The sequence below is a fragment of the Craurococcus roseus genome, assembly GCF_039523795.1.
In the GTDB taxonomy this organism is placed as follows: domain Bacteria; phylum Pseudomonadota; class Alphaproteobacteria; order Acetobacterales; family Acetobacteraceae; genus Craurococcus; species Craurococcus roseus.
In genome coordinates, this window is the sequence record NZ_BAAAFZ010000095.1 from 7,933 (window position 1) to 34,229 (window position 26,297).

Below are 26,297 nucleotides of genomic sequence, written 5' to 3' on the forward strand. Positions count from 1 at the left end.
CGCCGCGGCCAAGCCGGGCGTCGAGGCGGTGCTGCCGGACGGGCGCTGCGTCGGCCGGATCGCCCCGGACACCGCCGCGCGGGTGGCGCCGCTGCTCGCCGCTGGGCGGCCGCTCGCGGCGACCGTCACGGCGCTGGTGCCGAGGCCGATGGGCGGCCCGCCGCGCGTGCAACTGGCCATCGTGAAGCAGCGCCGGGCCGCCTGAACGCCGGGGCGGTCGGTCAGCCCTCGCCCCGGCGCCGCAGCGCCGCTTCGGCCAGCGCGAGATCGTCCGGCTTGTCCACGTCCACCGCGGCGTCGGCGAAGGGCATCTCCACCGCCGCCAAGCGCGCGCCGCAGCGCCGTCCCAGCGCGTCCAGCGCGGCGCGCAGCGTCAATCGGCCGAGCGCGAAGCGCAGCACCAAGAGCGGCCCCAGCGCCCGCGCCATGGCCAAGGGCCGCTTGCGCGACCCTTCCACCCGCCGCCAGAACGCGACCGCCCTGCCGGCGGCGTCCGCGTCGGCCAGCAGGAACAGGTTGCAGCCCGAAAAGGCGCCGTCGCGGAAGCGCAGCCAGGTCCGCCGCGTGCCCGGGTAGGCCGCGAGCACCGTTTCGCTCCGCGCCAGCGCCGCCACCGCCGCCGCGCCCGGCGGCGCCGAGCGAAGGAAGTGCCCCACCATCTCCGGCGTCAGCAGCGCGTGGTCGGCGGTGGTGACGAGCAGCGGCGCCCCGCCGGGCTCCGCCAGCGCCGCCGCCACGCTCGCGGCCGGCGAAGCGGCCGCCGCGCGCGTTTCCACGCCCTCCAGCCCGCGGAGGCCGGACAGCGTCTCCCCCGGCGATTCCACGCAAACGACGACGCGCCCGACGGCCGGCGAAGCGCGCAGCGCCGCGACGACCCGCAGCAGCATCGGCACGCCCGCCACCGGCAGCAGCGCTTTGTGCGACCCCCCCGCTGCCGCGGCCATCGGGTCCGGCCCGCCCTTCCGCCGCCCGGCCAGCACCAGCGCCGCCACGGCGCCGCCCGCCGTCACCCGGCCAAGTCCCGCTCGTACACCCGGTAGGTCTTGTAGGCGCGCGCCGCCGCGGCTTCGACCAAGTGGCGCATGGGCGCGTTGTCCTCCAGGACCCAGGACATCTCCACGCGGCGGATGCCGAGCGCGTGCGCCTCCCGCCGAAGGGCTTCGACGAGGAAAAAGGGCAGCACGCGGCCGAGCAGGCCGTCGTTGAGGCTGCGCCGCATGCCCATCAGGGGCACCCGGGCGCTCTCGACGCCGGCGATTTTGAGCCTCCACAACAGCCGCGCCCAGCCGAAGGGCAGCAGCCGGCCGGACAGGTCGCGGATCGCTTCGTTCAGGTTGGGCAAGCACACCGCGAAGGCCACAGGCTCGCCACGGAACTCCGCGAACCAGACCAGCTTCTCGTGCAGCAGCGGGCGCAGTTCGTCCGCGAGGTGCGCCACCTCCTCCGGCGTGAACGGGACGAAGCCCCAGTTGCCGGCCCAGGCGTCGTTGAAGATGTCGATCAGCGCCGAAACCTCCTCACGCAGCGACTTCCGCCGCAGCGGCCGCAGCGTCACGCCCGCCGGCAAGCCGCGCCGGACCACGGCCGCCGCAGAGCGCGGCAAGGGCGTGTCCGTGTCGGAGATGTAGGCCAGCAGATCGCGCGCCTTGCGGTAGCCGAGCGCTTCCAGCCGCGGCCCGGCGTGGGGCGGGTCGTGCGGCATCAGCAGCATGGGCGGCGTGTCGAAGCCCGACACCAGGAGCCCGGCCTGTTCGTTGATCGATAGGCTGAAGGGCCCGCGCACCCGCCGCAGCCCGCGCGCCGCGACCCAACCCTCCGCCGCCGAAAGGAGCGCCGCGAACACCGCCCCGTCGTCCTCGGCGGCGAGCAGGCCGAAATGCCCGATCCGCGCGCCATCCGGATCAGCAGGGGCCAAGCGGTCGTCCTGCGCGCTGACGCGGCCGACATCGCGCCCGCCGCGCCGCGCGATCCAGAACGCCGCTTCGGCGTGCCGGAACCACGGGTTCTTGCGCGGCGACAAGGCGGCCCGCCGCTCCGCCCAGAGCGGCGGCACCCAATTCGGATCGTCCCGGAAAAGCGCGTGCGGCAGGCGGATGAAGCGCTCCATCTCGGCGCGGCCCCGAACGGGCAGGACCTCGACGCCGCCCTGCCCCGCCGCCGCAGGGCCGCCGCTCGGGGGATGGCGGCTCACGCCTCGCCGCCGGGGCCCGGCGGCCATTCGCGCGCCCCGGCGTGGGAGGCGCTGGCGGCGCGGTCCACGGCGGAGGGGGCGGCGCCGCGGTCGCCGCGCCCGTAGCGGAGTCGGTGCGCCAAGTGCCGCCCTTTCATCCCGCCGTCGCAGGCACGAGGCGCGGACGGGCCGACGGGCGCCCCGCGCATGCGCCCGGAAGCTCCCGTGGCGTCACCCACCCTGGGGCGACGCTCCGTCCGTCGCGCCGGCATCCGGACATGGCCCCTTCTTCCCCCGCCTCGATTCCGGGTGCCCAGCGGCCCGGACGCTAACCCTCCTCCTGCTGCAAGAGCAGCACGCCCGCGGCGGCGAAGAGGAAGGGCGGCGCCCAGGCGGCCAGCAACGGCGGCAGCGCGCCCGCTTCGCCCAAGGCGCCCAGCAGACCCGCCGCGGCCAGATAGCCGAGGCCGAGCGCCAGGCCAACCGCTGCCCGCTTCCAGCCGCCGCCGCGCCGCGCGACTCCGAAGGCCGCCGGCAACGCCAGCAGCGCCATGAGGAACGGGGCGGCGGGCGACGCCGCCGCCGATTGCGCGCGCGTCGCGTAGAAAGCGGGGCCGCGCGACACCGCGCCTTCGCCGCGCAGGCCGGCCAGCAACCGGTCGGGGGGCAGCGCCTCGGTCGGCCGCGCCAGCTCCCGCACCGCCGCCGGCGGCGGTCCGTCCGGCCAAGGGAGCGAGGCCACCGCTTCCGCCCGCGGCCGCCCCGGACGGACCACGCTCGCGTCCCGCAACACCCACCCGGGCGCCGACCCGCCGTGCTCCGCGCCGCGCGCCTCGATCCGCGCCGCCACGCCGCCTTCCTCGTCGCGGCGGACGATGAGCACCCCGCCCAACCGGCTCCCGTCCAGCGAAACCGCGTCCGCCGCGACGATGTCGCCGCCGTTCCGCAACCACAGGCGGCGCGGCAGGGCCGCCGCTTCTCCGGCGGCGGGCGAGTCCCGCCCGGCCCACCAATCGGCCAGCGCCCGCTCCGTCCTCGGCGCGACGGCGAGCAGCAGCGCGAGTTGCGCCGCCGCCGCCAGCGCGCAGGCCGGCGCCAAGGCGCCCAGCACGCGCCAGCCGCCCACGCCCGCCGCGCGCAACGCCGCCATTTCCGACGTCGCCGCCAGCCGCAGGAAGGTGAGCACCGCGCCCACCAGCACCGCCACCGGCACGGCGTGCCCGAGCAGCGTCGGCAAGCGCAGCGCGGCGTAGCGCGCCACGTCCGCCGCGCCGCCGCCGTCCGCCAGCACCTCGCCGGCCTTGTCGAGCAGGTCGAGGAGCTGGAGCAGCGCGGCGAGCGCCGCCAGCGCCCCGAACGCGCGCGCCGCGAAGAGCCGCGTCAGGTAGCGCCGCAGAGTCACGGCGACGTCCGCCAACGCCGCGGCACCAGCGCGGCGGCACGGGAAGCGCCCCGCTCGATGGCGGCCAGCGCGCCGTCGAACCCGCCCTCCGCCGGGTTGCGGTGGCTGCGCCGGAACACCAGCGCGCAGAACAGCGCGAACAGGCCGAACACGGCCCAGACCGCCGGTCGCGGGTCCAGCCGGCCCGCGTCGCCGAACGCCTCCACCAACTGCAACGCCTGCTGGTAGAGCACCAGGATGGCCGCCGCGAGGACCATGCCGTGGGAGCGCCGCGACCGCTTGGCCGCGAGCCCCATCGGCACCGCCAGAAGCGGCAGCACCGCGAGCGAGGCCGCGCGCACCAGCCGCCCGTGCAACTCCCCGTCCAGCCGCGAGGGCGCCACGGACGGCGGCTCCGGCCCGTGGCGCGCCGCCCAAAGCTCCCGCAGCGTCATCTCCCGCTCGTCCGCGCCGCGCGGGCGGAAGCCCGGCAACCGCACGGCCACCGGGCGAGACAGGTCCGTCCCGGCGAAGTCCAGCGTGGAGACCCGCCCGTCGGCCAGCACCGCGACCTGCCGCCCGTGCTCCAGTTCCAGGAGAAGGTCGCCGCCGTCGGGGTTGGCCAACAGGCGCCCGGCGGCGGCGGTCGTCAGCACCTCGGCGCCGTCCTCGCGCCGCTCCCGCACGAACACGCCGCGGAAAGCGCTGCCCGCCGGGTCGCGCGCCTCGACCAAGACCGTCGCCCGCGCGCCGACCCGCGTGAACTCGCCGGGCACGATCCGGCCGTTCCAGCCGGAGTGGGTCAGCGCGTGGAAGGACGAGCGGTAGGCGTAGCGGCCGAGCGGCTGGGCGTAGCCGTAGAGCCCGACGCCGGCGGCGGCGGACAGCAGCCCGGCGAGCAGGAAAGGCCGGCTCAGCCGCCCGAGCGAGAAGCCCGCGCTCTGCAAGGCGTCCAGTTCGTTGTGCTCGCTGAGGCGCGCGACCACGGCGTACACGCCGATGAACAGCGCCGCCGGCAGGGCGAGGCCGAGGTAGTGCGGCACGAGGTAGACCAGCAGCCGCGCGACGGAGGACACCGGCCCGCCGGTCCCGGCCAGCAGGTCGAACAGCCGCAACAGCCGCTCCATCAGCAGCGCCGGGAGCACCACGAGCAGGGTCGCCAGCAGCGGCTTGGCCAGCAGCCGCAGCAGGTACCGCCCGACCAGCCCGCCCGCCGCCGGCGCCCGCCGCGGGACGGTCAGCGCCGTCGTCGGGCCAGCCACGGGAGTCTTCGCGCCGCGGAAACGGAAAGGCTAGCTTCGACCCGCCAACGCCCGGGCCGAGCCTTCCGTCCAGGAAGCCGCAGCGGCCCCGGGTGAGGACGCGAGGTGGCGCCACGGTAAGATGGTGAGGCAACAAGGAAGCGTGGCGGGGGTGCGCGGGGAGCGCGCAGGTTCCTCGCCCCGTCCGGGAGGTCGGGGCTTCGGACGCGCGGACGCGGACCGCCGGCCCAGGTTTTCAAGGGCCGCGCCGCGCCGCCGGATGCGCCGCCGCCGGTCGCGCTGGTCATGCCGGGAACTCGCAGGAACGGATGTCGCAACAACGGCGGGACGATCACGGGTGGAGCCCCGCCGGGGTTCTCGGGCCGGGACCCTACAGGGCGGACCCGGCCCACGGCAAACCGCCCGGCCATCCGGGCGCCGCGTGGCCCTGGCTTTTGCTCCTTCTGGCCGCAGCCGCCCCACCGCGCCCGGCGGCCGCCGCGTCCGAAGCCGCCGCCTGCCAAGCGCCCGGCGCGCCCGCGGGGCCGCGGCTCCGCGTGGCCGTGTCCGGCGCGCGCAGCACCGAGGGCAACGTCACCGTCACCCTCTACGGCCCCCGGCGGGAAAGCTTCCTCGCGCGCGGCGGCAGGCTGGCCCGCCAGCGCATCCCCTTGGCGGGCGCCACCGCGGTCGAGGCCTGCTTCGCCCTCGCCGCGCCCGGGGACTACGCGCTCGCCGTGTACCACGACGAGAACGACGACCGCGACTTCAACCGGAACCCGCTCGGCCTGCCGATCGAAGGCTACGGCTTCTCCAACGACGCCCCCACGGCCTTCGGCCTGCCCGACTTCGACCGGGTGCGCTTCACGCTGCCCCCGGGCGGGAACCGCATCGCGGTCCGGCTCCGCTACTGATCCGGACCGTCCAACGCCGCGCCGTGCGGAACACGCCCGCCTCCGCGTCCCAAAGGCGCTCGGCGGTGTCGAGCCGCCACCCCCCGTCCCCGTCGCGGGCGATGCCGTGCAGGAGCCACCCGGCCGGCTCGCGGGCCGCGCGCCGCGCGTGGGGGGCGCCGAGCACCGGGATCGGCCCCGCCGGCCCTTCCGTGGAGGTCCGGAGGGCGGCGTGGTGGTGCCCGTGCAGCACCAATTCCGCCCCGCTCCGCGCCAGGGCTTCGCGCAAGGCCGCCCGGTCGCGCAGCGCCCGCCGCCACCCGCCCGGCCCGAGGAACGGCGGGTGGTGGACCAGCACCACGCGGAACAGCCCTTCCCGCCCCGCCGCCTCCAGCAGCGCCGGCAGGCGGGCGAGTTGCCCCTCGCCCAACCGTCCCGACGCCGAGCCCGGCGGCGTGGGCACGGCCGAGTCGAGGCCGATCAGCGCCACCGGTCCGCGCCGGCGGAGGAAGGGCAAGCGCGGCCCGGCGGCCCCGTCGTCCCCGGCCATCCAAGGCCGCCAAAGGCCCGCCCCTCGCTCCCAGGGCACCGGGGCGGTGGCGTCGTGGTTGCCGGGGACCACCGTGGCCCGCTCCGGCGGCCCGAGCCGCGCCAGCCAGTCCCGCGCCGCGGCGAATTCCCTGGGCAAGGCGAGATTGGTCAGGTCGCCTGTCACCGCCACGTGGTCGGCGGCGTGCGCCGCCAGGTCGGCCAGCAACGCCTCCGGGCGGACGTTGCCGCTCCGCTTGCGGAGCCAAGCCAGATACGCCAGCAAGCGCTTCCCCGTGAACTGGGTGAGCGGACGCGACGCCCCGGCGGGAATCGGAAGGTGCAGGTCGGACAGATGGGCGAGAGCGAAGTTCATGCGCGGAGCATTCCTCGCCCGGAACCCCCGGACGCGCCAGAGCCGCCCGCCGCGGCCGAGCCATCGGCGGCCCGCCTGCTGGGCGAGTCCCCGGTGCCGGTCTGGAGCATGCCCGGCTCCGCCCTGCTGGCCCGGGCGCTGGAGCGCGCCGGCGTGGGCGACGTCGCGCCCTGGAACGGCGCGGCGCCGGCCGGGGACGGCCCGTTGCTCCTGCTCCGGGCCGACCACGTATACGACGCCGCCCTGGTGTCCGGCTTGGCGAAGTCGCCCGGCGCGCTCCTGTGCCGCCCGGAGGACGGCTTGCCGGTCGCCGCGCACCTGCCCCGCGCGGACCGGGCCGTACCGGTCGCGGAAGCGCTGGAAGCGGGGCGCGGCGCCGAGGACGCCGCCTTCGCCGGGCTGCGGCCCTCCACGCCCAAAGCGCTGACCGGCGCGTACAACCACGCGCTCCGCAAGCGCGGCGAGGCGTACCTGCTGCGGCTCGCGCCGGAGACGCGCCGCGCGGTGGAATGGCGGATGTTCGGCGGCTCCTACAAGGGCGTCACCGACTTCGTCACCAAGCACGTCTGGCCGCGCCCCGCCTTCCACGCGGTGCGCGCCTGCGCCGCGCTCGGCATCACGCCGAACCAGGTGACGGCGGCCAGCCTCGTGCTGGTGTTCGCGGCGCTGTGGTGGTTCTCGCAGGGCGCTTGGCTGCCGGGCCTACTCGCCGCCTGGGCCATGACGTTCCTCGACACGGTGGACGGCAAGCTGGCGCGGGTCACGCTGACCTCAACCAAGTTCGGCAACCTCTTCGACCACCTGATCGACCTGATCCACCCGCCCTTCTGGTGGCTCGCCTGGATCGTGGGCCTGGGGGCCGTGGGCATGCCGCTCGCGCACCCGGTGCTCGTGGGCGCGGTGATCTTCGGCGGCTACGTCCTGCAACGTTTGCAGGAAGGGCTGTTCATCATCCTGTTCAAGATGCAGATCCACATCTGGCGCCCGTTCGACAGCGCCTTCCGGCAGGTGATCGCCCGGCGCAACCCGAACTTGGTGATGCTCACCGCCGCCACCCTGCTCGGCCGCCCGGACCTCGGCATCCTCGCGGTCGCGGCCTGGACCGCCCTCGGCTGCGTCGAGCAGGCGGTGGTGACGGCGCAAGCGGCGCTCGCCCGCCGCCGGGGAGGACCGCTGCGCTCCTGGCTCGAAGGGTGACGCCGGCGCCGGCGCGAACGCCCGTGGAGCGCATCGGCATAATCCACAACCCGCTGAGCCGCGCCGGGCGCGACAACCGCGCCCGCTTCGGCGCTGCGGCCGCCGGCCTGCCCTTCGCCGAACCGGCTAGCCGCGACGCGCTGCGCGACGCGCTGCGCGGCTTCGCGGCGCGCGGCGTGGACCTCCTGGCGGTGCAGGGCGGCGACGGCACGCTGCGGGAGGTGCTGACCGCCCTGCCCGCCGCCTTCGGCGCCGCCCCGCCCGCGATCGCGGTGCTGGCGGCGGGCCGGACCAACCTCGCCGCCAAGGTGCTTGGCGGCGCCGGGACGGGCGAAGCGGCGCTCGCCCGCCTATCGGACGCGGCCGGCCGCGGCGCGCTGCGGCGCCGGATCGTGCCGGTGCTGGAGGTTTCCCGGCCGGGCACGGAGCAGGACGGCGGGCCGCTGCGCGGCCTGCTGTTCGGCGCCGCCGCTTTCGCCGAGGGCAAGCGGATCGCGGACGAACGGCTGCACGGGCGCGGCATCCGCGCCGGGCCGGCGGTGGCCCTCGCGCTCGCCTCGGTGGCGCTGCGCGCCGGCCTCGACCGCCGCCACCCGTTGCGCGCCGGCGTGCCGATGGCGGTCGCGCCCGACGGCCGGCCGCCGCGGGACGGTCGCCGCTTCCTGCTGCTCGCCACCACGCTGGACCGGCTGATGCTCGGCCTGCGGCCCTTCTGGGGCGACGGGCGCGGCGCGGTGCGGTGGCTCGACGTGGAGGCGCCGCCGCGCCGGCTGGCGGCGGCGCTCTGGGCGGGCGGCCGGGGGCGGCCGGCGCCGTGGATGGCGGCGGCGGGCTACCGCAGCGGCCGCGCGGAGCGGTTGGAGGTGGCCATGGACCGGCCTTTCGTGCTGGACGGCGAGGTGTTCGAGCCGGGGCCGGGCGGGGTGCTGCTCTCCGCCCCGGACCGCGTGGCGTTCGTCTCGCCGTGACGGCCCGCGACGGTTTGGAAGCGGCGGTCGCCGCCGGATTGGCCGTGCCCTCGCCGCCGGACGCGGCGACCGCGGCGGCCGAGGCGCTGGCGCGCGACATCGCGGCGCGGCACGGCGACGCCGTGGCCGCGGTGCTGTTTTACGGCGCGTGCCGCCGCGACGGCGACGCTTCCGGCCTGCTCGACCTCTACGTCCTGACCACGGGGCACTGCGCCTTCCACGGCCGCGCCGCGCCGGCGCTGCTCAACGCCGCGCTGCCGCCGAACGTGGTGCTCTGGCGTTGCGAAGGCCCGCACGGCCCGGTGCGGGCGAAGGTGGCGGTGCTGACGGAGGGCCAGTTCGAGCGGCGGATGCGGCCCGGCTCGCTCGACGCAACGCTGTGGGCGCGCTTCTGCCAACCCTCGACCTTGGTTCACGCCCGCGACGACGCGGCGCGGCGCCGGGTGGAACGGGCGGTGGCCCGGGCGGTGGAAACCGCCGTGCGGTGGGCGCTGCGGCTGGAACCGGGCGCGAGGACGCCGGCGGAGCACTGGCGCGGCCTCTTCGCCCGGACCTACGCCGCCGAACTCCGGGCCGAGCGCGGCGGCCGGCCGGAACGGCTGCTGTCCGCGGCGCCGGACTGGTACGACCGCGTGTTCCCGCTCGCCCTGGCGCGGATCGGCTCGCTGCCCCGCCGGCAGGGAGCTTGGGCGTCGCGGCGCGTCGTCGGCAAGGCGTTGAACGTGGCCCGGCTAGCCAAGGCCGCCTTCACCTTCGAAGGCGGGGCGGACTACCTGGCGTGGAAGGTGGAGCGCCATTCCGGCGTCGCGGTCCACCTGACCGACTGGCAGCGCCGCCACCCGCTGCTCGCGGCGCCGGCCGTGCTGTGGAGGCTGCGCCGGCGCGGCGCGGTGCGCTGAAGGCCGCTATTCCGCGGCCGCGACCGCGGCCGCCGCGGTGTCGTTGTCGCCGCGCGCGCCCAACGCCGCCCCGACCCGGCCGATGGCGGCCACGGCGAAGGCGAGCTGCTCCGCCGTGAGCGCGGCGCTGACGCTCATCCGCAGCAGCGGCTTGCCGCCCGGCGTCGCGGTCCCGACCGCGAGGTTCGTGTAGACGCCTTCCGCCAGCAGCAGGTTCCAGAAGCGAATCGCCGTCTCCCGGTCCGGCATCCGCAAGGAAACGATCGGTCCCGGACCGGCGCCCAGCGCGAAGCCCGCGGCGGCGAGGCCCGCGTGCAGCGCGCGGCCGTTCTCCGCGAGCCGCGCCCGCAGCTCCGGCCGCGCGTCCATCGCGTCAATGCCGCGCGCCACCGAAGCCACCACGGAAGGCGGCAACGAGGCGGTGAACATGTAGGGGCGCGAGGCGATCCGCAGCACGTCGAAGTCGGGCAGGTCGGACGCGCAGAAGCCGCCGACGGCGCCCAGGCTCTTGCTGAAGGTGCCGACGACGAAGTCCACCTCCGCCTCCACGCCCTCCGCTTCGGCGAGGCCGCGGCCCTCCGCGCCCAGCACGCCGAGCGAGTGCGCCTCGTCCACCAGCAGCCAAGCGCCCGCCTCGCGCTTCACCGCCGCGATCTCCCGCAAAGGCGCGGTGTCGCCCAGCATGCTGTAGATGCCCTCGACGACGACCAGCTTGTCGCCCGGCTGGCTCGACAGCACGCGCAGGCGGCGGCGGAGGTCGTCGGGGTCGTTGTGGCGGAAGCGCGTCACCTGCGCGCCGGCGAGGCGCGCGCCGTCGTAGATGCTGGCGTGGCTGTCGGCGTCCAGCAGCAGGTGGTCCCCGCGCCCAGCCAAGCCGGCGAGGGTGCCGAGGTTGGCCTGGTAGCCGGTGGAGAACACCATCGCGCCCCGTCGGCGGAGGAAGCGCGCGAGGCGCTTCTCCAGCGCTTCGTGCCCGCCGTAGGAGCCGTTGGCGATGCGCGAGCCGGTCGTGCCGGTACCCTCGGCTTCCGTCGCGGCGACGGCGGCGGCGACGCAATCGCGGTCGAAGGTCAGGCCGAGGTAGTTGTTGGTGCCGAGCAGCAGGACGCGCCGCCCGTCCAGCGTCGCCTCCGTGGCCGACAGGACGGTGTCGAACGCCACCCCGAAGGGGTCGCGCCCGGCGGCGGACACGGCGGCGTGGTCCTCGCGCAGGGCGCGGTACTTGGCCAGCATCCGGTGTCAGCCGCCGGCGGCGCCGCTGCCCGCGCGCGACAAGAGGCGCACGAGGTCGCCGACCGTCTCGATCTCCGCGAGGCGGTCCATGGGGATCACGGTGTCGAAGCGCTCTTCCAGCAGCATGACGAGGTCCATCACCGCGACGGAGTCGAGGTTGAGGTCGTGGAGGATGTGGGTCCCCATCGTAACCGGCCCCGGAACCTTGGCAACCGACCCGAGCGCCTCGACCACCTGCCGCAGAGTTTTCTGCTCATCCGCCATGCCGAACCTCCGTCCCGCGGGACATAAGCCCGGCCCGGGCGCGCAGCCAACGCCTCGCCGCCCATGCCTGCCATGCGAATTGGAGCGAGGCCGAGAACACGGCCGCGATGCCGGCGCCTTCGAGGCCGAAGAAGCGCAACCCGACCAGCGCCGCGGGCACATGGGCCAAGGTCGCCACGCCGCGGATGCGGAGCGCCTTGCCGTGCCGCCGCACCGAAACGAGCAGCGGCTCCAACGCGAACCCGGCGAAGTTGATGGAGGCGGCGCAGGCGAGCAGGAGCATGACGCCCCAGGCCGGCGCGGCCGCCTCGCCGCCGACCAAGCGCAGCAGCGGCCCGCCCAGCAGCGCCAGCGCCGCGAGTACCGCCACCGCGCCCGCGGCCGAGTACGCGAAGCCGCGGCGGAGCACCGCGCGGAGCCCGGCTTGATCGCCGGCCGCCGCCAAACGCGCCAACTCCGGGTACAGCGCGGGCGTCAGGAAGCGGCTCGGCTTCAACGCGGCTTCGCCGACCTGCCGCGCCAGCACGAACAGCGCCGCCTGCCCCGGCCCGAGCAGGGAACCGACGCAGAGGGTGGCGACGTGGCCCGAGCCGAGCGAGAGCGTGGTCATGAGGTTGGTGGACCACACGAAGCCCCAGATGCCCGGGTGCGCCTCGGCGGCGCGCACCCGCCGCCGCCGGGGCGCGCTTTCCTCCCGCGGGAGCAGGCCGCGCTTCCGCAGCTCCGCCAAGGCGGCGACAACCAGCGCCAGCCCGCCGATCGCGGCCGAGGCGTACCAAGCGCCGAGGAACGCGGGCAGGCCGCCGCCGAGCAGCGCGGCGAGCGCCACGCCGGCCAGGCGCGCCGCGGCGCCGAGCGCATCGCTCCGCGCGATGAGGTCGAAGCGGTCGAACAAGCGCAGCAGGCCGTTCGGCGTCGCCATCACCATGAACACCGTGGCGGTGGCGTAGAGCGCCGCGAGGGGCGCGACGCCCGCCGGGACGCCGAAGGCAGGGCCGAGGAGGAAGGCGGCGCCGGCGCAGATGGCACAGGCGGCGAGGGCGCCCGCCGCGTCGAGCCCGGCGGTGAAGCGCAGCAGCGCATGGAACTCGGCCCGCCGCCCCGGTTCCAACGACTCCACGCCGTAGCGCACCACCGCTTGCCAGGACTGGAATTTGACGAGGGTGGAGGCGGCCTGGGCAAAGGCGTGGACCAGCACCAGCACGCCCATGCCCTCTATGCCCAGGGCTCGGATGGCGATCGCGGTGGAGCCGAGGTTGATGAGCGCGGTGGCGGCCTTGCCGCCCAGGATCACGCCCGCGTTGCGCAGGATGCGACGGAAGATCCCGCCTGGTCCCGTCGCCGCCCCGGCCGCCGCCGCTCCCGCAGCGGCGCTCATGCCGCCGCGCTCCGCAACCGCTCCAGTATGCGGGCCGCGCGGACGTTCCAGGTGTACTCGGACAGCAGGGCCGCCCGCGCCCGCGCGCCCAGCGCCGCCGCCCGCTCCGGGTCGCGCAGCAACGCGCGGGCCGCCGCGGCCCAGGTTCCCGGCTGGTCCGGAGGGAGCAGCAAGGCGGTGTCGCCGTCACGCAGGATCTCGCGCAAGGCCGGGATGTCGGAGGCGAGGATCGGCTTGCCCGCGGCCATGTACTCGAACACCTTGAGCGGCGACATCCACCGCCCGATCTCGCGGCCGGCGGCGGAGGACACGCGCGGGGCGGGCGGCGCGAGCAGCAGGTCGAAGCGCGCGAGCGATCCAGCGACCTCGGCGTGCGGCACGAAGCCGTGCAGGTGCAGGTTGGCGAGGCCGGCGCTGCGCCCGCGCCAGTGGGCGAGGTCGCGCTCCGTGCCGCCCACGGCGTGCAGGTCGCATTCCGGCAGCAGTTCGGCCAAGGCCGCCACCATCTCCATCCCCTTGCCGGGGTAGAGGTGCCCGACGTAGCCGAGTTGCGGCGCGCCGCTCCGGCCAGGCCGAGGGGCAGCGGGCGGCGGCGGGCCGGCGTCCGCTACCGGGTCGGCCCCGTCGTGCGCCACCAGCGTCCCCCGTCCCGCGAGCTCGGGGAAGCGCGCGCCGTAATCGTCGGCCAGGGCGCGCGAGATGGCGACCAAGAGGGAGAAGCGCGGGCGGCGGAACAACCACGCCTCCGCCCAACGCCGCACCCGGCGCTTCGGAAAGGCGTGCGCCTCGTAGGCCAAGGGGGGCGCCCCGCGGCCGAGGACGGCGGCGCAGGCCGCCAGCGCGTAGGGGTGACGGCCGTAGAGCAGGTCCGGCGCCGGCCGTCGCGCCACCTCCCGCGCCACCTCGGCCGGGTACAGGAGGTTCTTCGCCAAGCGCAGGCCGGGCGGCGCGCGCAGGACCAGATCGAAGCGGCGGTCCAGGCCGTAGGCGCCGAACACCGCCGCGGCGTCGGCTTGCCGGCCGCGCGCGTAGAGCGTCACCTCGTGCCCGGCGGCGGCGAAGGACCGGCACATCTTCAGGATGTTCACGGCGCTGGCGACGCGGGACGGCAGGGCGGTGCCCGCCACGTAGGCGATTCTCATGGCCCGGCCCGCGGCCGGGCGGGGCGTCGTCGCGCCGCGTCGGGGGCGAGTGGCTTCACGGGCCGGGCACTAGCCCCGGAACCCGGCGACTGCAACCGAGGCGGCGCGAAGAGCCGAGGCTTCCGCACCGCGCGGGCGGAGGGTACATGGCGCCCGCCCCCGGCGGTGTGCCCTCCCGAACGACATGCTCCACGCCCCCTCCGCGCTGTTCCCGCCCGACGCGCCGGCCACCGCCCCCTATGCCCGCGGGACGCCGCCGCGGCCGCGCGTCTGGGCGCTGCTCGGCCCCCGCACCGGCGACAACAACCAAGTGCTGGCCCTGGCGGAAGCGCTGGGCGGCGTCGTCGAAACGAAGCCGTTGCGGTACTGGCCGCCGCGGCGGCTGACGCCGACGAACCGGTTCGGGGGAGCCGGCGTCGCCACGCTCCGGCCGGAGTCGCGTGCGCTCTTGGTCCCACCCTGGCCGGACTTGGTGATCGGGGTCGGGTGGCGCTCCGTAGCGGCGGCGCGCTGGGTCAAGGCCCGCTCCGGCGGCCGAGCCCGGGCCGTGTGGATCGGCCGCCCGCGCTGCCACCCGGCACGCCTCGACTTGGTGGTGACGACGCCCCAGTACGGCGTCCCGCCGGGCCCGGCCGTGCTGGAGAATCCGCTTTGCGTCACCCGCCAGACGCCGGAAAGGCTGGCGGAGGCCGCGCGGGCCTGGGCAGGGCGCCTGCGCGGCTTTCCCGAACCCCGGTTGGTCTTGCTGCTCGGCGGCGATTCCTGGCCCCACGAGCTGCGCGCGGAGGACGCCCGCGCCGCTTGCGCTGCGCTGGCGGCGCGGGCGGCGGCGCGCGGCGGCGGCGTGCTCGCGGTCGGCGGCCGGCGCACCTCGCCGGCGGTGCTGGAAGCGGTGCGCGCGGCGCTCGGCGCGGCGCCCGTGCCGGCGGCGTTGCTGGGTGGCGAAGGCGCGGAGAACCCCTACGCCGCCCTGCTCGCCTCCGCTGCGGAGATCGCGGTGACGGCCGACAGCGCGGCCATGGTCTCGGATGCGGTCGCCGCCGGCAAACCGGTGGGACTGGTCCCCGTCCAGCCCGCGCGGTTCGCCGGCGCTTGGCTGCGGCTGGTGCGCGGGATGCGCCGCGCGGCGGAAGGCGAGGAGGGTTCGAACGCGCCGGTGCGCCTCCTGGGCCGGTTCTGGGGAACGCTGGTGCGCCGCGGTTTGGCCGGGTGGCCGCGCGACCTGTGGTTCTTCTGGCGCGCGTTGGAACGCCGCGGCCTAGTCGGCACGGTGGGCGAGCCCGCGCGTGGCGAGCCGCCCGCGGTGGCCGACCTCGCGGCGGCTCGGGTCAGGCGGCTGCTGCCGGTCGCGGAGCCGCCGGCGCCGGCCGGAACCGGCCACGGTGGCGCTCCGCCAGCGCCAGCGCGTCCGGGCGGATGTGGCGCTGCTTGATGCCGTCCTCCACCTCGGCCCGCGTCACCTCCCCGAGGTCGAGGCACTCGGCCAGCAGGGCGAAGAAGTACGCTTCCTGGTTCGGGTCGGGGTGGGGCTTGTAGCGCGCCCGCGCGGTCCAGAAGCGCAGCACGGGGCGGACCAGCGCGGCCGGGATCGGCCCGAAGCCGCGCTCGCGCAGGGTGAAGTCCACCGGCAGGCCGGTCTTCCACGGCTGGGTGCGGCGCTTGGTGGTGTGGAGCAGCCGCGTTTCCGGAGTGAGCCGGTCGAAGTCGTTCCACTCGGGTTCCAGGAGGCCGATCGTTTCGCGCGGCTCGGTCTTCAGCTCGATCCAGTCCACATAATCCAGGCGGCCGGCGAACAGGTCCTCCAGCCGGTCCTCGAAGCGCCAATGCGGCAGCTTGGCGCAGTCGAGCAGCATGACGCTGCTGGCGAGGTAGTCCGGGGCGCCGTTGTGGCCGGGCCGGGCGCGGCACCAGATCGCCTTGCCCTGCCGGTCGCGGTTGAACAGCTCGCCGGCGTCGCCGACGGCGAACACGTCGGGGTCCACAACCAGCGCCGCGCCGCGGTGGCCCATGGCATCGGGCACGGCGAAGCGCAGGGGTGTGAAGGATTGCAGGTCGCCCATCCGCCAAACCCGGCTGTGCCCGGCGCGGAGGAAAGTCCGGCCTTCGGCGGCGCGCAGCGGGGCGCACCGCTCGGCTTCGATCAGCCGCACGTCGAAGGCGCCGGGGTCGCTGGCGTTGCGGCGGAAGGAGCGCGCGGACACCAGCGCGCCCAGGCGCTGCTTCGCGTTGGTGTGGACGAACACCACAGGACGCCCGGCGGCGGCCGTCCCGGCGGGCGTGTTCTCCGTGCTCATGGCGGGGCTGTCCCCCTGTTGGGGCGCTGGCCGGGGCCGGCGCGGGGTGCGAAGTTTCACCGGGCTACTACAGCGTCCCGGAGCAGGAGAAAATGAGCAGCCATGTCCCACCCCGCTTTCCGGCACGGCGCGGCCCTGCTGCTTTGCGCACTGCCGCTCCTCGGCTGCGGCGGCGCAACGGGCGGCGCCGGCGGGGGCAAGGGGCTGTCCGCCGCGTCCTCCGCCGACCGCGCGCGCTTCGAGGGCCGGTACGAAGGGCGGCGCTTTCCGCCAGAGTCCGCCGGGCCCAACGCCTGCCGCGGCCAAGCCAGGGCGGTGCGGTTCGAGGTCGAGAACGGCATCATCGAGATGCGATCGGCCCGGCCCGCCCGGAACAAGCGCAAGGCGGACCTGTGGGGCGCCGTGGCGGCCGACGGGCAGGTCACGATGCGGCCGACGAGCGGGAAGCGGATGGTGGTCGGGCGCATCGAGGGCGGCCGGCTGACGGCGACGGACACCCAGGAAAGCCAGGCGCTCGCCCAGACGGTCCTCCAGGGCGGCCGGGTCCCTTGCCAATACCGCTACGAAGCGAGCCGCATCGGCGGCGCCGCGTCAGCCTCCTCCGACCGGGGCGGAAGCGCCGCCGGCGTCGGCGCGCCACCAGGCGAGCGTTTCCCGCAGCCCTGATTCCAGGTCGATGCGCGGCGCCCACACGTCCGGGGGCGGCTGCCGCTCGGGCGCCGAACCCCAGTTCCGGTGCAGGAACTCCCGTGCCTTGCCGCGGCCGAAGAGGGAGGCGCGGCCCGTCGCCGCCGCCCAGGCATCGGCCGCGGCGCCGGCCGCGAGCAGCGCCGCGTCGGGCACCGGGAGGAAGCGCGGCGGCCGCTCGTGCCCCGCCAAGCCGGCGACCAGCCGCAGGATGTCCCGCCAGGCGTGGCCCTCGTGGCGTCCGTCCGTGATCTCGAACCGCGCCCCGAACGGGGCGCCTTCGCGGCACAGGGCCGCGACCGCGGCCGCGGCGTCCGCGGCGTGGACCATGGCGAGGCGCGGCTCCGGCGCGCGCGGAACGGGCACGACCGGCGCGCGCGCCAGGCGCAGCAGCGCCAGCCCTTCCCGGTCCCCCGGCCCGTAGATGACCGGGGGACGGAGCACGACCCAGGGCACGCGCCCGCCGAGCGCTGAAACCGCGGCTTCCTCGCCGGCCCGCTTGCTCGCGGCGTAGGGCGAGAGGCGCGGTTCCCGCGCCGCCTGCGAGGACACGAGGACGAGCCGCGCCCCGCGCGCCACCCCCGCCCCGGCCGCCGCGGCCAGCCGCGCGCCGCCGTCGCGGTTGACGGCCATGAAGTCCGACGCCCGCAGCGCCTTGGTGAGGCCGGCGACATGGACCACCGCCCGCGCGCCCTCCACCAACCGCCGCAAGGCGGCCGGGTCGTCGAGGTCGCCGGGCACGACTTCGGCCTCGGCCGGCGGCGCGGGGGAAGCGTCGGGGCGCCGCGCCAGCAGCCGCAGCCGCCACCCGCCCCGCGCCAGCGCCTGGACGACGTGGCGGCCGAGGAAGCCGGTCCCGCCCGTCACGGCGGCCAGCGGCGGACCGCCGCCACCGCTCATTGCGATGGCGGACGGGCCGTCACCGCGCCGCGGCGACGACGAAGGGGCCGTATTCGCCTTTCAGGTACCGCGCGCGCGCCAGGACGCGGCTGAGCTTGCCGGACGAGGTATGCGGCAGGCTCCCGGGCGGCACCAGCACGACCCGGCCGTCCAGCCCGTGCTTGGCGCGGAGCGTCCCCGCCACCTCCGCGGCAAGCGCCTCGCGCGCTTTCGGCTCGGGGGCGCCGCGCGTTTCCACCAGCAGCACTACGGTCTCGCCCTCCTCCTCCTCCACCGAGAAGGCGGCGACGTCGCCGCTGCGCAGCGCGGCCACGGACTGCTCCACGGACCATTCCAGGTCCTGCGGCCAGATGTTGCGGCCGTTGACGATGATGAGGTCCTTCGCACGCCCCGTGACCACGACCTCGTCCCCGAGCCGGTATCCGAGATCGCCGGTGTCGAGCCAGCCGTCCGGCGACATCACCGCCGCCGTCTCGGCCGGGCGGCCGTCGTAGCCCCGCATCAACCCCGGCCCGCGCACGAGGATGCGCCCCACGCGCCGCTCCGGGAGGGGGGAGCCGGCCGCGTCGCCGATCTCCAACTCGGTGGCCGGCAAGGGCGGGCCGCACAGCACGAAGGAACGGACGCGGCGGCTGCCGGTCGCGGGTGGCGCGGCGACGCCTTCGCGCTCCAACCGATCAAGGTCCACGGTGTCGGCGCGCACGCCCGAGCCGAGCGGGGCGAAGCTGATGGCCAGCGTCGCTTCCGCCATGCCGTAGCTCGGCACGAAGCTTCCGGCCCGGAAGCCGTCGGGCGCGAAGGTTTCGGCGAAGCGCGACAGGACGGCGGGGCGGATCATGTCGCCGCCTATGCCGGCGGCCCGCCAACCCGAAAGGTCGAGCGGCCCGGCGGCCGTGGCGGCGTTGCGCCCGCGCCGGACGCACAGTTCGTAGCCGAAGCTCGGGCTGTAGGAGAGCGTGCCGCGGTTGGCCGAGATGAGCCGCAGCCACAGGTGCGGCCGCCGGGCGAATTCCTGCGAAGGCAGGAGGTCCACCGTGACCTGGCCCGCGAGCGGCGCCAGCAGGAAGCCGACCAGCCCCATGTCGTGGTAGAGCGGCAGCCAGGACACCGCGCGGTCGTCCGGGCGCACCCGAAGCCCATGCCGCAGGATGCCCTCGACGTTGCTCATCAGCGCCCGCTGCCGAACCGCGACGCCGGTGGGGAAGCGCGTGCTGCCCGACGAGAACTGAAGGTACGCGATCTCCTCCGGCCGCGAGGGCGACAGCGGGGCGTCCTCCTCCTCCGGCGCTTCCGGTGGCAGGTCGGCGACCGCGCCGAACGCCTTCAGCCCGGCCTCGCGGGCGGACGGCGCGAGCCAGTCCACCAGCGGCCCCGGCACGAACAGGGCGGCGGCGCGCGCCGCCGCGACCAGCCGGCGGAGGTGCTCGACGTAGGCGTCCTTGCCCCCGAAAGCCGGCGGCAAGGGCAGGAGCGCCGGGACGAGGCCGGCGTACTGGCAGGCGAAGAACGCGGCCACCACGTCCGGGTGCGTTTCGGCGACGATGCAGACGCGTTCGCCGCGGACAAGGCCCGCGCGCAGCAGCCGGCGGGCCAGCGAGAGCGCCCGCGAGCGCAAAGAGCGGTACGGCAGGGCGGCCGCGAGCCGGCCCTTGCCGTCGTGGAAGTTCAGCCCCGTCGCGCCGTCGGCGGCGTAGTCGAGCGCGTCGGGAAGGGTGGCGAAGACGCCGAAGCGCCGCGGCAACCCCGCTTCCGTGGGGGTCGGGCCGAGCGGGACGTTGAGCATCAAACGCCGCCCACGGCCTCGGCGAATGGCGGGGGAGCCACCGGATCGGGGGCGCCCCAGGCGCGAACGACGGCTTCGGCGCGGGCGACGTCGGACGGGTAGTCGATCTCGCCCCACGCGAGCCCCTCGATGGACGCCACGCGCACGTCGCCGGTGGGCGCCAGGGCGTCCACGACGGAAAGGTACCAGCGCCGTGTCCCGTCCGGCCGGCGCAGCACGGCTTCGACCCCGTCCGCGAACAACGCGCCGCCACGCCCCCGGAACAGCAGGAGGCCGATCGACTCGGCGTCCGTCTCGTCGGGGCGGAGCGTCTTGCCGATCGCCCGCAAGCGCGTCCCCTCCACCCGCACCTTCATGTCGTCGGTGTCGTAAGCGGGCTTGCGGTCAACCGTGACGGTGATCGGGGCGTCCGGCGCGCCGAGCGCGCGGCGGAGGACGGCGGGCTCGAACACCGTGTCGCCGTTCAGCAGAACCGCGTCGGTCCCGCGCAGCAAATCGCGCGCGAGGAAGCAACTCCCGATGTTGTCTGACACCGCAAAGAACGGGTTGAAGAGGGTCGCCACCCCCTCGCCTGCCGTCCCCAAGCGGCGCAGTTCGCGCTCAACTGCGTCGGCGCCGAAGCCGGTCACGACCGTGACGTCGGTCACGCCGTTCGCCGCGAGCGCGCGCAGTTGCCATTCCAGCACCGTCCTGCCGGCGATGCGCAGCAGGCATTTCGGCGCGAACTCGGTCAACGGAAGCAAGCGCCGGCCTTGGCCGGCGCACAAGATCACTGCGCGCAGCGTCCGATCTCCCCCTTAATTCAGCCGAGTTTAGGCCGGCGTAACCTCGACGTCATGATCGGGAGTGTCACAGAATATTCCAGACGCGCAGCGCCGGAAACTTACGATGCCAGGACGGTTACCCCCAGCGCAAACTTCCATGACATAGAAGCGCTCGGAATCAACCACCATTGGTTGTGTTGGCCGGGAACAGGCCTTGGTACTCCCGGTTGGTTCCGCCTCTCCGGTCCCCCTGCGATCGGGACCAAGCGCCGATGGGGCCGTGAGTCAATCCGCGACCCTCCCCCCCCCGCCTGTAGGACCGGGCACCCGGGCGTGCCCAACGCTGCCGAAGGCGCTCGGGTCGTGCTGGACGACCCGAGATTTCGTTACGCGGCCGCGGCCGTCGAAAAGGCCGCGCGACGGATGAACTCGGCGGCGCGCTCCGCGACCATGATGACCGCCGGCTGGATGTTGGACGACGGCACCAGCGGCATCACCGAAGCGTCCGCCACGCGCAGCCCGCGCACGCCGGCCACGCGCAGTTCGGGGTCCACCACGGCGCCGGCATCCGTGCCCATGCGGCAGGTGCCGCACGGGTGGTACACGGTGGTGCCGGTGCGGCGGATGTGTTCCAGCAGCGCTTCGTCGTCGTCGGCGCCCGGCGGCGGCAACGTCTCCGCCTCCACCAGGTCCGAGAAGGGCGGCGCGCGGCCGATCCGCCGCCCCAGCCGCGCCGCCTCCACCATGACGCGCCGGTCGCCTGGGGCTTCCAGGTAGTTCGCGCGGATCACCGGCTTGTCGTCGGGATCGGGGCTGCGCAGCGCCAGCGTGCCCCGGCTGTCCGGGCGGCACTGCCCGAAGTTGATCATCATGCCGGGATGCGGTTGCAGGACGTAGCCGGCGGTGGAGAGGCTGAAGTTGATGAACTGGAACTGCGCCTCGGCCTCCTCGGCGCCGGGCGTCACGCGGGCGAACAGCGTCGCCTCCGTCGCGCCGACCGCCAACGGCCCGTTCCGCCGCAGCGCGTAGCCGAGCGCCGTCCGGACCAGCCGCAGGCGGCTCCCCATGATCTCGTTCAGCGTGCCGGCTGGTTTGGTGCGGAAGGACAGGCGGGCGATGAGGTGGTCTTGCAGGTTCTTGCCGACGCCGGGCAGGTGCGCCGCCACCGGGATGCCAAGCGCCGCCAGATCCTCACCGTCGCCCATGCCGGAGAGCAGCAGCAGCTTGGGGGTGGCGACGGCACCCGCGCAGAGCACGACCTCCCGCCCCGCCCGGAACACCTGGCCTTCCCCGGCGCCGTCCCGACGCGCAAGGACGCCGGCCGCGCGGCCGTCCTCGACGAGCACCCGGTCCGCGCGGACGCCGGTGAGCACGCGCAGGTTGGAGCGGCGCCGCGCGGCGCGGAGGTAGGCGCGAGCGGTGCTCACGCGCCGGCCGCCGCGGACGTTCATCTGGATGGGCGACACGCCCTCGATCGGGCCGCCGTCGTTGATGTCGCGGTGCGGCGGGAAGCCGAGCGCCCGGCAGGACGCGACGAAGGCCGCCGCGCCTTGCGACAGCCGCGTGACCTGCCCCACCGGCAGCGGACCGCCCTTGCCGCGCGTGTCGCCGGCCGGGCCGTCCCAATCCTCCATGCGGCGGAAGGCCGGCAGCACGTCCTCGTAGGACCAGCCCCGCGCCCCGGCCTGCGCCCACCGGTCGTAGTCCCGCGGCGAGCCGCGCAGGAACACCAGGCCGTTCACCGAGCCGGACCCGCCCAGCACCCGGCCGCGCGGCCAAGCGACGGCGCGGTCGGCCAGCTCAGGCTCGGGCTCGGTGGCGAACTTCCAGTCGTAGCGTCCGCTGGCGAAGAGCCGCGCGTAGCCGGCGGGGACGTGTATCCACACGTCCCGGTCCTCCGGCCCGGCTTCGAGCAGGGTGACGCGGACCGTGGGGTCCTCGGACAAGCGCGCGGCGACCACGCAGCCGGCGGAGCCGCCGCCGACCACGAGGTAATCCGGGATGTCGTCCGGCGCTCCGGCGTCCATGGCCGTGTTCTCCCCCGCGCGCCGGCCGTGTCAACCGGGGCGGCGGTTGGATGGAGCGGACGCGCCGCCTTCGCCCCAGGAACTCGCGGATGAGCGCTGGAGGATCGGCGCGCCCTCCCCGCGGCGCGGCGTCCTCCTTTTCAGGCGTGCTCGACTTCGCGGGTCCGCATGGCGGAGGCCGGCAAGGGCTTCGGAATCAAGCAGTCCGGCAGGGGGCGGACGCCGCCAGCGGGGCTCGGCGGCGGCACGTCCGGCGCGCGGTCGCGCTCAAGCAAGCCGCCGCCGCGCCGGCCGTCGTCGCGGCGCAGCGCCCACAATTCCCTCGCCGCGAGCAGCAACGGCGCGCCGAACGTCAGCGCGCCGCTGAGCAGGACGAACGTCTCTGGGCTCATCCCTCCGCCTCCCTGGTTCGCCGCAGCGTGGCACGGGGGCCGGGCGCCGCCAATGCTGTTCGGCGCCCGCGCCGCGGCGCAGGATGCGCGCGACGGCCCGGCGGCCGGACGGGGACGCGGCGGATGGAGTGGATCGAGATCGGCGGCGTCGGCTTCCGCTACGAGCTGGCCGGATCGGGCGACGGCACGCTGGTCCTCGTCCACGAGATGGGCGGCACGCTCGAAAGCTGGGACTTCGTCATCCCGCTGCTCCGGGGCGGACGCGCGGTGCTGCGCTTCGACATGCGCGGGGCGGGCCAGTCCACCAAGCTGCGCGGCACGGCGCCCTTCGACGCCATGGCGGACGACATCGCCGCCCTGCTCGACGCCACGGGCCGGGGCGGCGGACCGGCGACGGTGGTGGGCTGCGCGGTGGGCGGGGCGGTGGCCCTGCACTTCGCGGCCCGGCACCCACGCCGCGCCCAGGCGCTGGTCGCGTTGGGGCCGGCGACCGGCATCCCGGAGGACCGGCGGGCCGCGACCCTCGCGCAAGCGGATCGCGTGGAGCGCGAGGGCATGGCCGCGGTGGCGGACGAGGCCCTGGCGCGCTCCTACCCCGAGGCGCTGCGCGGCGACGTGGCGCGGTTCCGCCGGTTCCGGGCGCGCTGGCTGGCGAACGACCCGGGCAGCTACGCGGCGACCGCGCGCATGCTGGCGGGGCTGGAGATGGAAGCGGAGATCGCGGCGCTGCGGCTTCCTTGCCTTTTCCTCGCCGGCACTTTCGATCCGCTGCGGCCGCCCGCGGCGGTGGAGCCGGTCGCGCGCAGCATCCCGGGCGCCCGCTTCGAGGCCATCGAGAGCGGCCACTTCTCGGCCACGCAAACTCCGGAAGTTGTCGCCGCGCGGCTCGACGCGTTCCTCGCGGTGACCGGCGGCTGATGCGGGGATGCGGCGCCTCACGGGCGATCCGCGACGTCCCGCCACTCCAGCACGCGCCCCGGCATCCCCGGCACGGCGGTTCCCAGGTCGAGCACGGCGGCCATCCGCGCCGTCACCGCGCCGTAGCGGGCCTCCGCCGTGATGCGCCAGACGATTCGGCGGCCGGCGCCACCGCTCCCCTGAGCCTGGGGCGTGCGGAGGCCCGGCCGGGGCGGTGGCGCGGCCGGGTCGTCCGGGCGGGACAGCAGCGCCCGCAGCGCCGGCGGCGCGGCTTCCGGCGCCGGCGCGGCCCGGCCGGTGTGCGTGGTGGCGACGCCGCGCACGGCTTCCGCCAAGCCGGGCTTGCCACCGAACGCGGCGTCCAGGTCCGCGACCGCGTGGAGGCGGCGGCGCCCGCCGCCGGGGTCGCTGGCTTCCCGCCACGCGACCAGCCCGGCCCCGGCGGCCTCGGCATCGGGTGCGGGCACGCCCGCCATCCGGAACGCCGCCGCCAGCAACGGTTCCGGCGCCGCGTTCAGGTCGAGGCGGCCGTCCTCGTCTGCCGCCTGCACCGACACCGCCGCCCCGCCGAGCGGGAGCTCGAAGGCGGCCACCGGCGGCCTCTGGTCCCGCGGCTGCGAAGCGAGACGGTGCGCCGCCGCCCAGAGCCCGCCTTCCGCCGCGGCGCGGGCGCGGGCGAGATCGGCCTCGACCTGGGCGCCGCCGGCCCCGACGGCCGCGAGGCGCACCGCGGCGATGCCGGCGACGCCGAGGAGCAGCGCGACCCAGAGGGCGACGACGAGCGCGGAGCCTTTCGCGCGCGGTCCCGGCGCGTCAGGGCGGCGGGGCATAGGGGCGGCGCGGCGGTCCCTCCACCCGGCGGAACGGGGGCGGCGCGTCCTCGCGCGGGCGCATGCTGTGCATCCGCAGCCGCAGCTCCTCCGTCACGCGCCGCATGTCCTCGGCGGTCTGCACCACGCGGGGGGTCAGCAGGACCAGCAGCTCGGTGCGCCGCCGGGCGCGGGAGGCGACGCCCATCAGCTCCCGCAGCACCGGCACGTCCTGGACGAAGGGGATGCCGGTGCGGTTGCGCGTCTCGCCTTCGCGGATCAGGCCGCCCAGCGCCACCGTTTCGCCGTTCGGCACCGAGACCATGCTGCGCAACCGGCGCTGCTGGATGGTCGGGCTGTCGATGCCGCTGGTGGTGGTGCGCACGGCGTCCGAGACGTCCTGGTCCACCTCCAGCAGCACGTTGCCGGCGGCGTTGACCCGAGGCGTCACGTCGAGCGAGACGCCGGTGTCGCGGAGCTGCACCGAGTTGACGATGCGCGTGTCGGTGATGCCGCCGCCGATGGCCTGTTGCGTGACGATGGGCACCGAGTCGCCCACCCGCAGCCGCGCCGTCTGGTTGGACAGCACCATCACCTGCGGCGAGGAGATCACCCGGACGTTCGTGATGTTGGCCAACGCCCGCAGCACCACCCGCGCGTCGGCGTTGCCGGAATAGAGCAGGTTGAAGCCCGGGAAGACCGGCGCCGGCGCGCCGGTGAGGCCCGCGGAGTTGCTGAACTCGAACACGCCGGAGCGGAAGAACCAGGACAGGCCGTACTCGAGGTCGTCGTTCAGCGTGACCTCGGCGATCACGGCGTCGATGGCGACCTGGTTGGGCGGGCGGTCGAGCACGAGGATGGCGCGCTCCACCAGGCGCCAATCCGTTTGGCTGGCATAGACGATGAGGGCGTTCTGCGCCTCGTCCGCGACGACCCGGATGGGCGCGGGCGGCAAACCGTTGCCCTCCGCGCCGCCGTTGGGGTAGCCGCCGCCGTTCCCTAAGCCCGGCGGGAGGCCGGGTGCGCCCTCCGGCACGACCGGGATGAGGCCCGCTCCCGGCGGCGCGGCGCCCGGCGGCACGACGCCGGCCGGCAGCGGCGCCCCGCCGGGCGTGGTCAAGACCGCGCCGCCCGCCACCATGCCCGGCGGCGGCGCCGACACGCCTTGCGCGGCGGCCACGACCCCGCCGGCCGCGACCGCCCCGGGCATCCCGGGGGCCAGCAGCGGGACGGCGCCCCCTGCCCGGCCGCCGCCTTGCAGCAGTTGCCGCAGCGTGTTCGCCAGGTCCGTCGCGCGCACGTACTGCACGCGATGCACGAAGAGCTGCGGCGCGCCGCCCTGGCCGCCGGTGTCCAACTGCCGCGCCCAGCGCTGGGCGCGGGCGAGCTGCTGCGGCTGCGCCGCCACGAGCAGGACCGCGTTCATGCGTCCGATCGGCATGGCGCGCAGCGCGCCGGCGCCCTCCGCGTTGAAGGCCGCAGCGATCTCCTGCGCCACCTGCGCGGCCGGGGCGTTCTCCAGCGGCACCAGCGCCAGGGACTGGCCGCGCAGCCAGTCCACGTCGAAGCTCTCGGCCGCGTCGATCAAGGTCGCGATCTGAGCGCCGGAGCCGGCCACCAGCAGCACGTTGCGCGCCTCGTCCGCGACCACGGCGCCGCCGCGCGGCACCAGCGGCTGGAGCACGCGTTGCAACTCGGCGGCCTTGGCGTTGGCGAGCGGCAGGGCGACGATGGCGAAGCCCGGCGCGGGCCGGGCGCCCGCCGCGCGCAGCCCGACGGGCGGGCCGGCCTTCAGCGCCTCGTCGAGCGGCACCACGCGGTAGCCCCCGCCGCCCGCCACCAGCGCCGCGCCGTTCACCTCCAGCGCCGATTCCAGCAGGGACAGCGCCGCTTCCTGCCGCACCGGGCGTTGCGTCTGCAACGTGACCGTGCCGGACACGCGCGGGTCGAGCGTGTAGTCGAGCCGCAGCAGGTCGCCGAGCACGGCCTGCACCACCTGCGGCACCGGCGCGTCCACGAAGTTGAGCGTCACCGTCCCGCCGCCCGCCGCCGC

General features: G+C 76.0%; 26 protein-coding genes. 8 read left to right on the plus strand and 18 right to left on the minus strand.

Features of this window, described 5'->3' with window-relative positions:
- On the plus strand, positions 1-205 hold a 205-nt coding region (locus tag ABD067_RS24005; protein ID WP_343897949.1), incomplete at its 5' end, for a hypothetical protein.
- 16 nt (positions 206-221) lie between these two features.
- Here ABD067_RS24005 and ABD067_RS24010 read toward each other — a convergent pair.
- The 5 genes from ABD067_RS24010 to ABD067_RS24030 all read right to left on the minus strand — a co-directional run bounded on the left by ABD067_RS24010 (position 222) and on the right by ABD067_RS24030 (position 4,813).
- Positions 222-1,010, minus strand: a complete 789-nt coding sequence (locus tag ABD067_RS24010; protein WP_343897950.1) for an NTP transferase domain-containing protein — start codon at positions 1,008-1,010, stop codon at positions 222-224.
- Complete coding sequence (locus tag ABD067_RS24015; protein ID WP_343897951.1) at positions 1,007-2,191, minus strand: GNAT family N-acetyltransferase; 1,185 nt, start codon at positions 2,189-2,191, stop codon at positions 1,007-1,009. The genes ABD067_RS24010 and ABD067_RS24015 overlap by 4 nt, the downstream gene beginning before the upstream one ends.
- Positions 2,188-2,313: a hypothetical protein gene (locus ABD067_RS24020; RefSeq protein WP_343897952.1), complete on the minus strand. Its 126-nt coding sequence runs from the start codon at positions 2,311-2,313 to the stop codon at positions 2,188-2,190. Before ABD067_RS24020 ends, ABD067_RS24015 begins: the two co-directional genes overlap by 4 nt.
- A gap of 185 nt (positions 2,314-2,498) precedes the next feature.
- Positions 2,499-3,587, minus strand: coding sequence for an LptF/LptG family permease (locus ABD067_RS24025; protein ID WP_343897953.1), 1,089 nt, complete (start codon positions 3,585-3,587; stop codon positions 2,499-2,501).
- Positions 3,569-4,813, minus strand: coding sequence for an LptF/LptG family permease (locus ABD067_RS24030; RefSeq protein WP_343897954.1), 1,245 nt, complete (start codon positions 4,811-4,813; stop codon positions 3,569-3,571). Before ABD067_RS24030 ends, ABD067_RS24025 begins: the two co-directional genes overlap by 19 nt.
- Before the next feature lie 536 nt (positions 4,814-5,349).
- Here ABD067_RS24030 and ABD067_RS24035 point away from each other — a divergent pair.
- A complete protein-coding gene (locus ABD067_RS24035; RefSeq protein WP_343897955.1) occupies positions 5,350-5,706 on the plus strand; it encodes a DUF2141 domain-containing protein in 357 nt (118 codons plus the stop codon).
- Here the strand turns inward: ABD067_RS24035 and ABD067_RS24040 are convergent.
- Positions 5,657-6,589 (minus strand): metallophosphoesterase family protein, encoded by a 933-nt coding sequence (locus tag ABD067_RS24040; protein WP_343897956.1) that lies wholly within the window; start codon positions 6,587-6,589, stop codon positions 5,657-5,659. The genes ABD067_RS24035 and ABD067_RS24040 overlap by 50 nt on opposite strands.
- A 93-nt stretch (positions 6,590-6,682) precedes the next feature.
- On the opposite strand from ABD067_RS24040, the gene ABD067_RS24045 reads away from it, so the two are divergent.
- The 3 genes from ABD067_RS24045 to ABD067_RS24055 are packed head-to-tail and all read left to right on the plus strand — an operon-like array spanning position 6,683 to position 9,653.
- On the plus strand, positions 6,683-7,786 hold the full coding sequence (locus tag ABD067_RS24045; RefSeq protein WP_343897957.1) for a CDP-alcohol phosphatidyltransferase family protein: 1,104 nt from the start codon (positions 6,683-6,685) through the stop codon (positions 7,784-7,786).
- 23 nt (positions 7,787-7,809) lie between these two features.
- A complete protein-coding gene (locus ABD067_RS24050) occupies positions 7,810-8,754 on the plus strand; it encodes a diacylglycerol kinase family protein (RefSeq protein ID WP_343897958.1) in 945 nt (314 codons plus the stop codon).
- Positions 8,751-9,653 (plus strand): hypothetical protein, encoded by a 903-nt coding sequence (locus ABD067_RS24055; RefSeq protein WP_343897959.1) that lies wholly within the window; start codon positions 8,751-8,753, stop codon positions 9,651-9,653. Before ABD067_RS24050 ends, ABD067_RS24055 begins: the two co-directional genes overlap by 4 nt.
- Before the next feature lie 6 nt (positions 9,654-9,659).
- On the opposite strand, the gene spt is transcribed toward ABD067_RS24055, so the two are convergent.
- Genes spt through ABD067_RS24075 form a run of 4 tightly spaced genes read right to left on the minus strand, consistent with a single transcriptional unit; the run spans position 9,660 to position 13,670 of the window.
- Positions 9,660-10,886, minus strand: coding sequence for a serine palmitoyltransferase (spt, locus tag ABD067_RS24060; protein ID WP_343897960.1), 1,227 nt, complete (start codon positions 10,884-10,886; stop codon positions 9,660-9,662).
- Between the two features lie 6 nt (positions 10,887-10,892).
- Positions 10,893-11,150, minus strand: coding sequence for an acyl carrier protein (locus ABD067_RS24065; RefSeq protein WP_343897961.1), 258 nt, complete (start codon positions 11,148-11,150; stop codon positions 10,893-10,895).
- On the minus strand, positions 11,140-12,528 hold the full coding sequence (locus ABD067_RS24070; protein WP_343897962.1) for a lipopolysaccharide biosynthesis protein: 1,389 nt from the start codon (positions 12,526-12,528) through the stop codon (positions 11,140-11,142). The genes ABD067_RS24065 and ABD067_RS24070 overlap by 11 nt, the downstream gene beginning before the upstream one ends.
- Positions 12,525-13,670: a glycosyltransferase family 4 protein gene (locus tag ABD067_RS24075; RefSeq protein WP_343897963.1), complete on the minus strand. Its 1,146-nt coding sequence runs from the start codon at positions 13,668-13,670 to the stop codon at positions 12,525-12,527. Before ABD067_RS24075 ends, ABD067_RS24070 begins: the two co-directional genes overlap by 4 nt.
- Positions 13,671-13,854: 184 nt before the next feature.
- Here ABD067_RS24075 and ABD067_RS24080 point away from each other — a divergent pair, with 184 nt between their 5' ends.
- A complete protein-coding gene (locus ABD067_RS24080; protein ID WP_343897964.1) occupies positions 13,855-15,102 on the plus strand; it encodes an ELM1/GtrOC1 family putative glycosyltransferase in 1,248 nt (415 codons plus the stop codon).
- On the opposite strand, the gene ABD067_RS24085 is transcribed toward ABD067_RS24080, so the two are convergent.
- Positions 14,999-15,964: a hypothetical protein gene (locus tag ABD067_RS24085; RefSeq protein WP_343897965.1), complete on the minus strand. Its 966-nt coding sequence runs from the start codon at positions 15,962-15,964 to the stop codon at positions 14,999-15,001. The two genes, ABD067_RS24080 and ABD067_RS24085, sit on opposite strands and share 104 nt — an antisense overlap.
- Before the next feature lie 102 nt (positions 15,965-16,066).
- Here ABD067_RS24085 and ABD067_RS24090 point away from each other — a divergent pair, with 102 nt between their 5' ends.
- Positions 16,067-16,630 carry a hypothetical protein gene (locus ABD067_RS24090; RefSeq protein WP_343897966.1) on the plus strand — a complete coding sequence of 188 codons (564 nt, stop codon included), beginning with the start codon at positions 16,067-16,069 and terminating at the stop codon, positions 16,628-16,630.
- Here ABD067_RS24090 and ABD067_RS24095 read toward each other — a convergent pair.
- The 5 genes from ABD067_RS24095 to ABD067_RS24115 form a co-directional block, all read right to left on the minus strand.
- A complete protein-coding gene (locus ABD067_RS24095) occupies positions 16,556-17,518 on the minus strand; it encodes an NAD-dependent epimerase/dehydratase family protein (RefSeq protein ID WP_343897967.1) in 963 nt (320 codons plus the stop codon). The genes ABD067_RS24090 and ABD067_RS24095 overlap by 75 nt on opposite strands.
- Positions 17,519-17,570: 52 nt before the next feature.
- The gene (locus ABD067_RS24100; protein WP_343897968.1) at positions 17,571-19,334 is read right to left on the minus strand and encodes a fatty acyl-AMP ligase; all 1,764 of its coding nucleotides are present in this window, start codon (positions 19,332-19,334) and stop codon (positions 17,571-17,573) included.
- The gene (locus ABD067_RS24105; protein WP_343897969.1) at positions 19,334-20,107 is read right to left on the minus strand and encodes a phosphocholine cytidylyltransferase family protein; all 774 of its coding nucleotides are present in this window, start codon (positions 20,105-20,107) and stop codon (positions 19,334-19,336) included. Before ABD067_RS24105 ends, ABD067_RS24100 begins: the two co-directional genes overlap by 1 nt.
- A gap of 377 nt (positions 20,108-20,484) precedes the next feature.
- Positions 20,485-22,125 carry a GMC family oxidoreductase gene (locus ABD067_RS24110; protein WP_343897970.1) on the minus strand — a complete coding sequence of 547 codons (1,641 nt, stop codon included), beginning with the start codon at positions 22,123-22,125 and terminating at the stop codon, positions 20,485-20,487.
- Positions 22,126-22,265: 140 nt separating this feature from the next.
- Positions 22,266-22,517 carry a hypothetical protein gene (locus ABD067_RS24115; RefSeq protein ID WP_343897971.1) on the minus strand — a complete coding sequence of 84 codons (252 nt, stop codon included), beginning with the start codon at positions 22,515-22,517 and terminating at the stop codon, positions 22,266-22,268.
- A gap of 123 nt (positions 22,518-22,640) precedes the next feature.
- Between ABD067_RS24115 and ABD067_RS24120 the strand changes: the two genes are divergently transcribed.
- The gene (locus tag ABD067_RS24120; RefSeq protein WP_343897972.1) at positions 22,641-23,435 is read left to right on the plus strand and encodes an alpha/beta fold hydrolase; all 795 of its coding nucleotides are present in this window, start codon (positions 22,641-22,643) and stop codon (positions 23,433-23,435) included.
- Positions 23,436-23,452: 17 nt separating this feature from the next.
- On the opposite strand, the gene ABD067_RS24125 is transcribed toward ABD067_RS24120, so the two are convergent.
- Together ABD067_RS24125 and gspD are read right to left on the minus strand one after the other, a co-directional pair.
- Entirely contained in the window at positions 23,453-24,265 is an 813-nt protein-coding gene (locus tag ABD067_RS24125; protein ID WP_343897973.1) for a hypothetical protein, read from the minus strand.
- On the minus strand, positions 24,249-26,297 hold a 2,049-nt coding region (gspD, locus tag ABD067_RS24130; RefSeq protein WP_343897974.1), incomplete at its 5' end, for a type II secretion system secretin GspD. The genes gspD and ABD067_RS24125, both read right to left, overlap by 17 nt.

Bases quoted from the DNA above. Each gene is read 5' to 3' on its own strand.
- ABD067_RS24040 (WP_343897956.1), bottom strand. From the start codon at position 6,589: ATGAACTTCGCTCTCGCCCATCTGTCCGACCTGCACCTTCCGATTCCC.
- spt (WP_343897960.1), bottom strand. From the start codon at position 10,886: ATGCTGGCCAAGTACCGCGCCCTGCGCGAGGACCACGCCGCCGTGTCC.
- ABD067_RS24065 (WP_343897961.1), bottom strand. From the start codon at position 11,150: ATGGCGGATGAGCAGAAAACTCTGCGGCAGGTGGTCGAGGCGCTCGGG.
- ABD067_RS24070 (WP_343897962.1), bottom strand. From the start codon at position 12,528: ATGAGCGCCGCTGCGGGAGCGGCGGCGGCCGGGGCGGCGACGGGACCA.
- ABD067_RS24075 (WP_343897963.1), bottom strand. From the start codon at position 13,670: ATGAGAATCGCCTACGTGGCGGGCACCGCCCTGCCGTCCCGCGTCGCC.
- ABD067_RS24080 (WP_343897964.1), top strand. From the start codon at position 13,855: ATGCTCCACGCCCCCTCCGCGCTGTTCCCGCCCGACGCGCCGGCCACC.
- ABD067_RS24085 (WP_343897965.1), bottom strand. From the start codon at position 15,964: ATGAGCACGGAGAACACGCCCGCCGGGACGGCCGCCGCCGGGCGTCCT.
- ABD067_RS24090 (WP_343897966.1), top strand. From the start codon at position 16,067: ATGTCCCACCCCGCTTTCCGGCACGGCGCGGCCCTGCTGCTTTGCGCA.
- ABD067_RS24100 (WP_343897968.1), bottom strand. From the start codon at position 19,334: ATGCTCAACGTCCCGCTCGGCCCGACCCCCACGGAAGCGGGGTTGCCG.
- ABD067_RS24110 (WP_343897970.1), bottom strand. From the start codon at position 22,125: ATGGACGCCGGAGCGCCGGACGACATCCCGGATTACCTCGTGGTCGGC.
- ABD067_RS24115 (WP_343897971.1), bottom strand. From the start codon at position 22,517: ATGAGCCCAGAGACGTTCGTCCTGCTCAGCGGCGCGCTGACGTTCGGC.
- ABD067_RS24120 (WP_343897972.1), top strand. From the start codon at position 22,641: ATGGAGTGGATCGAGATCGGCGGCGTCGGCTTCCGCTACGAGCTGGCC.
- ABD067_RS24125 (WP_343897973.1), bottom strand. From the start codon at position 24,265: ATGCCCCGCCGCCCTGACGCGCCGGGACCGCGCGCGAAAGGCTCCGCG.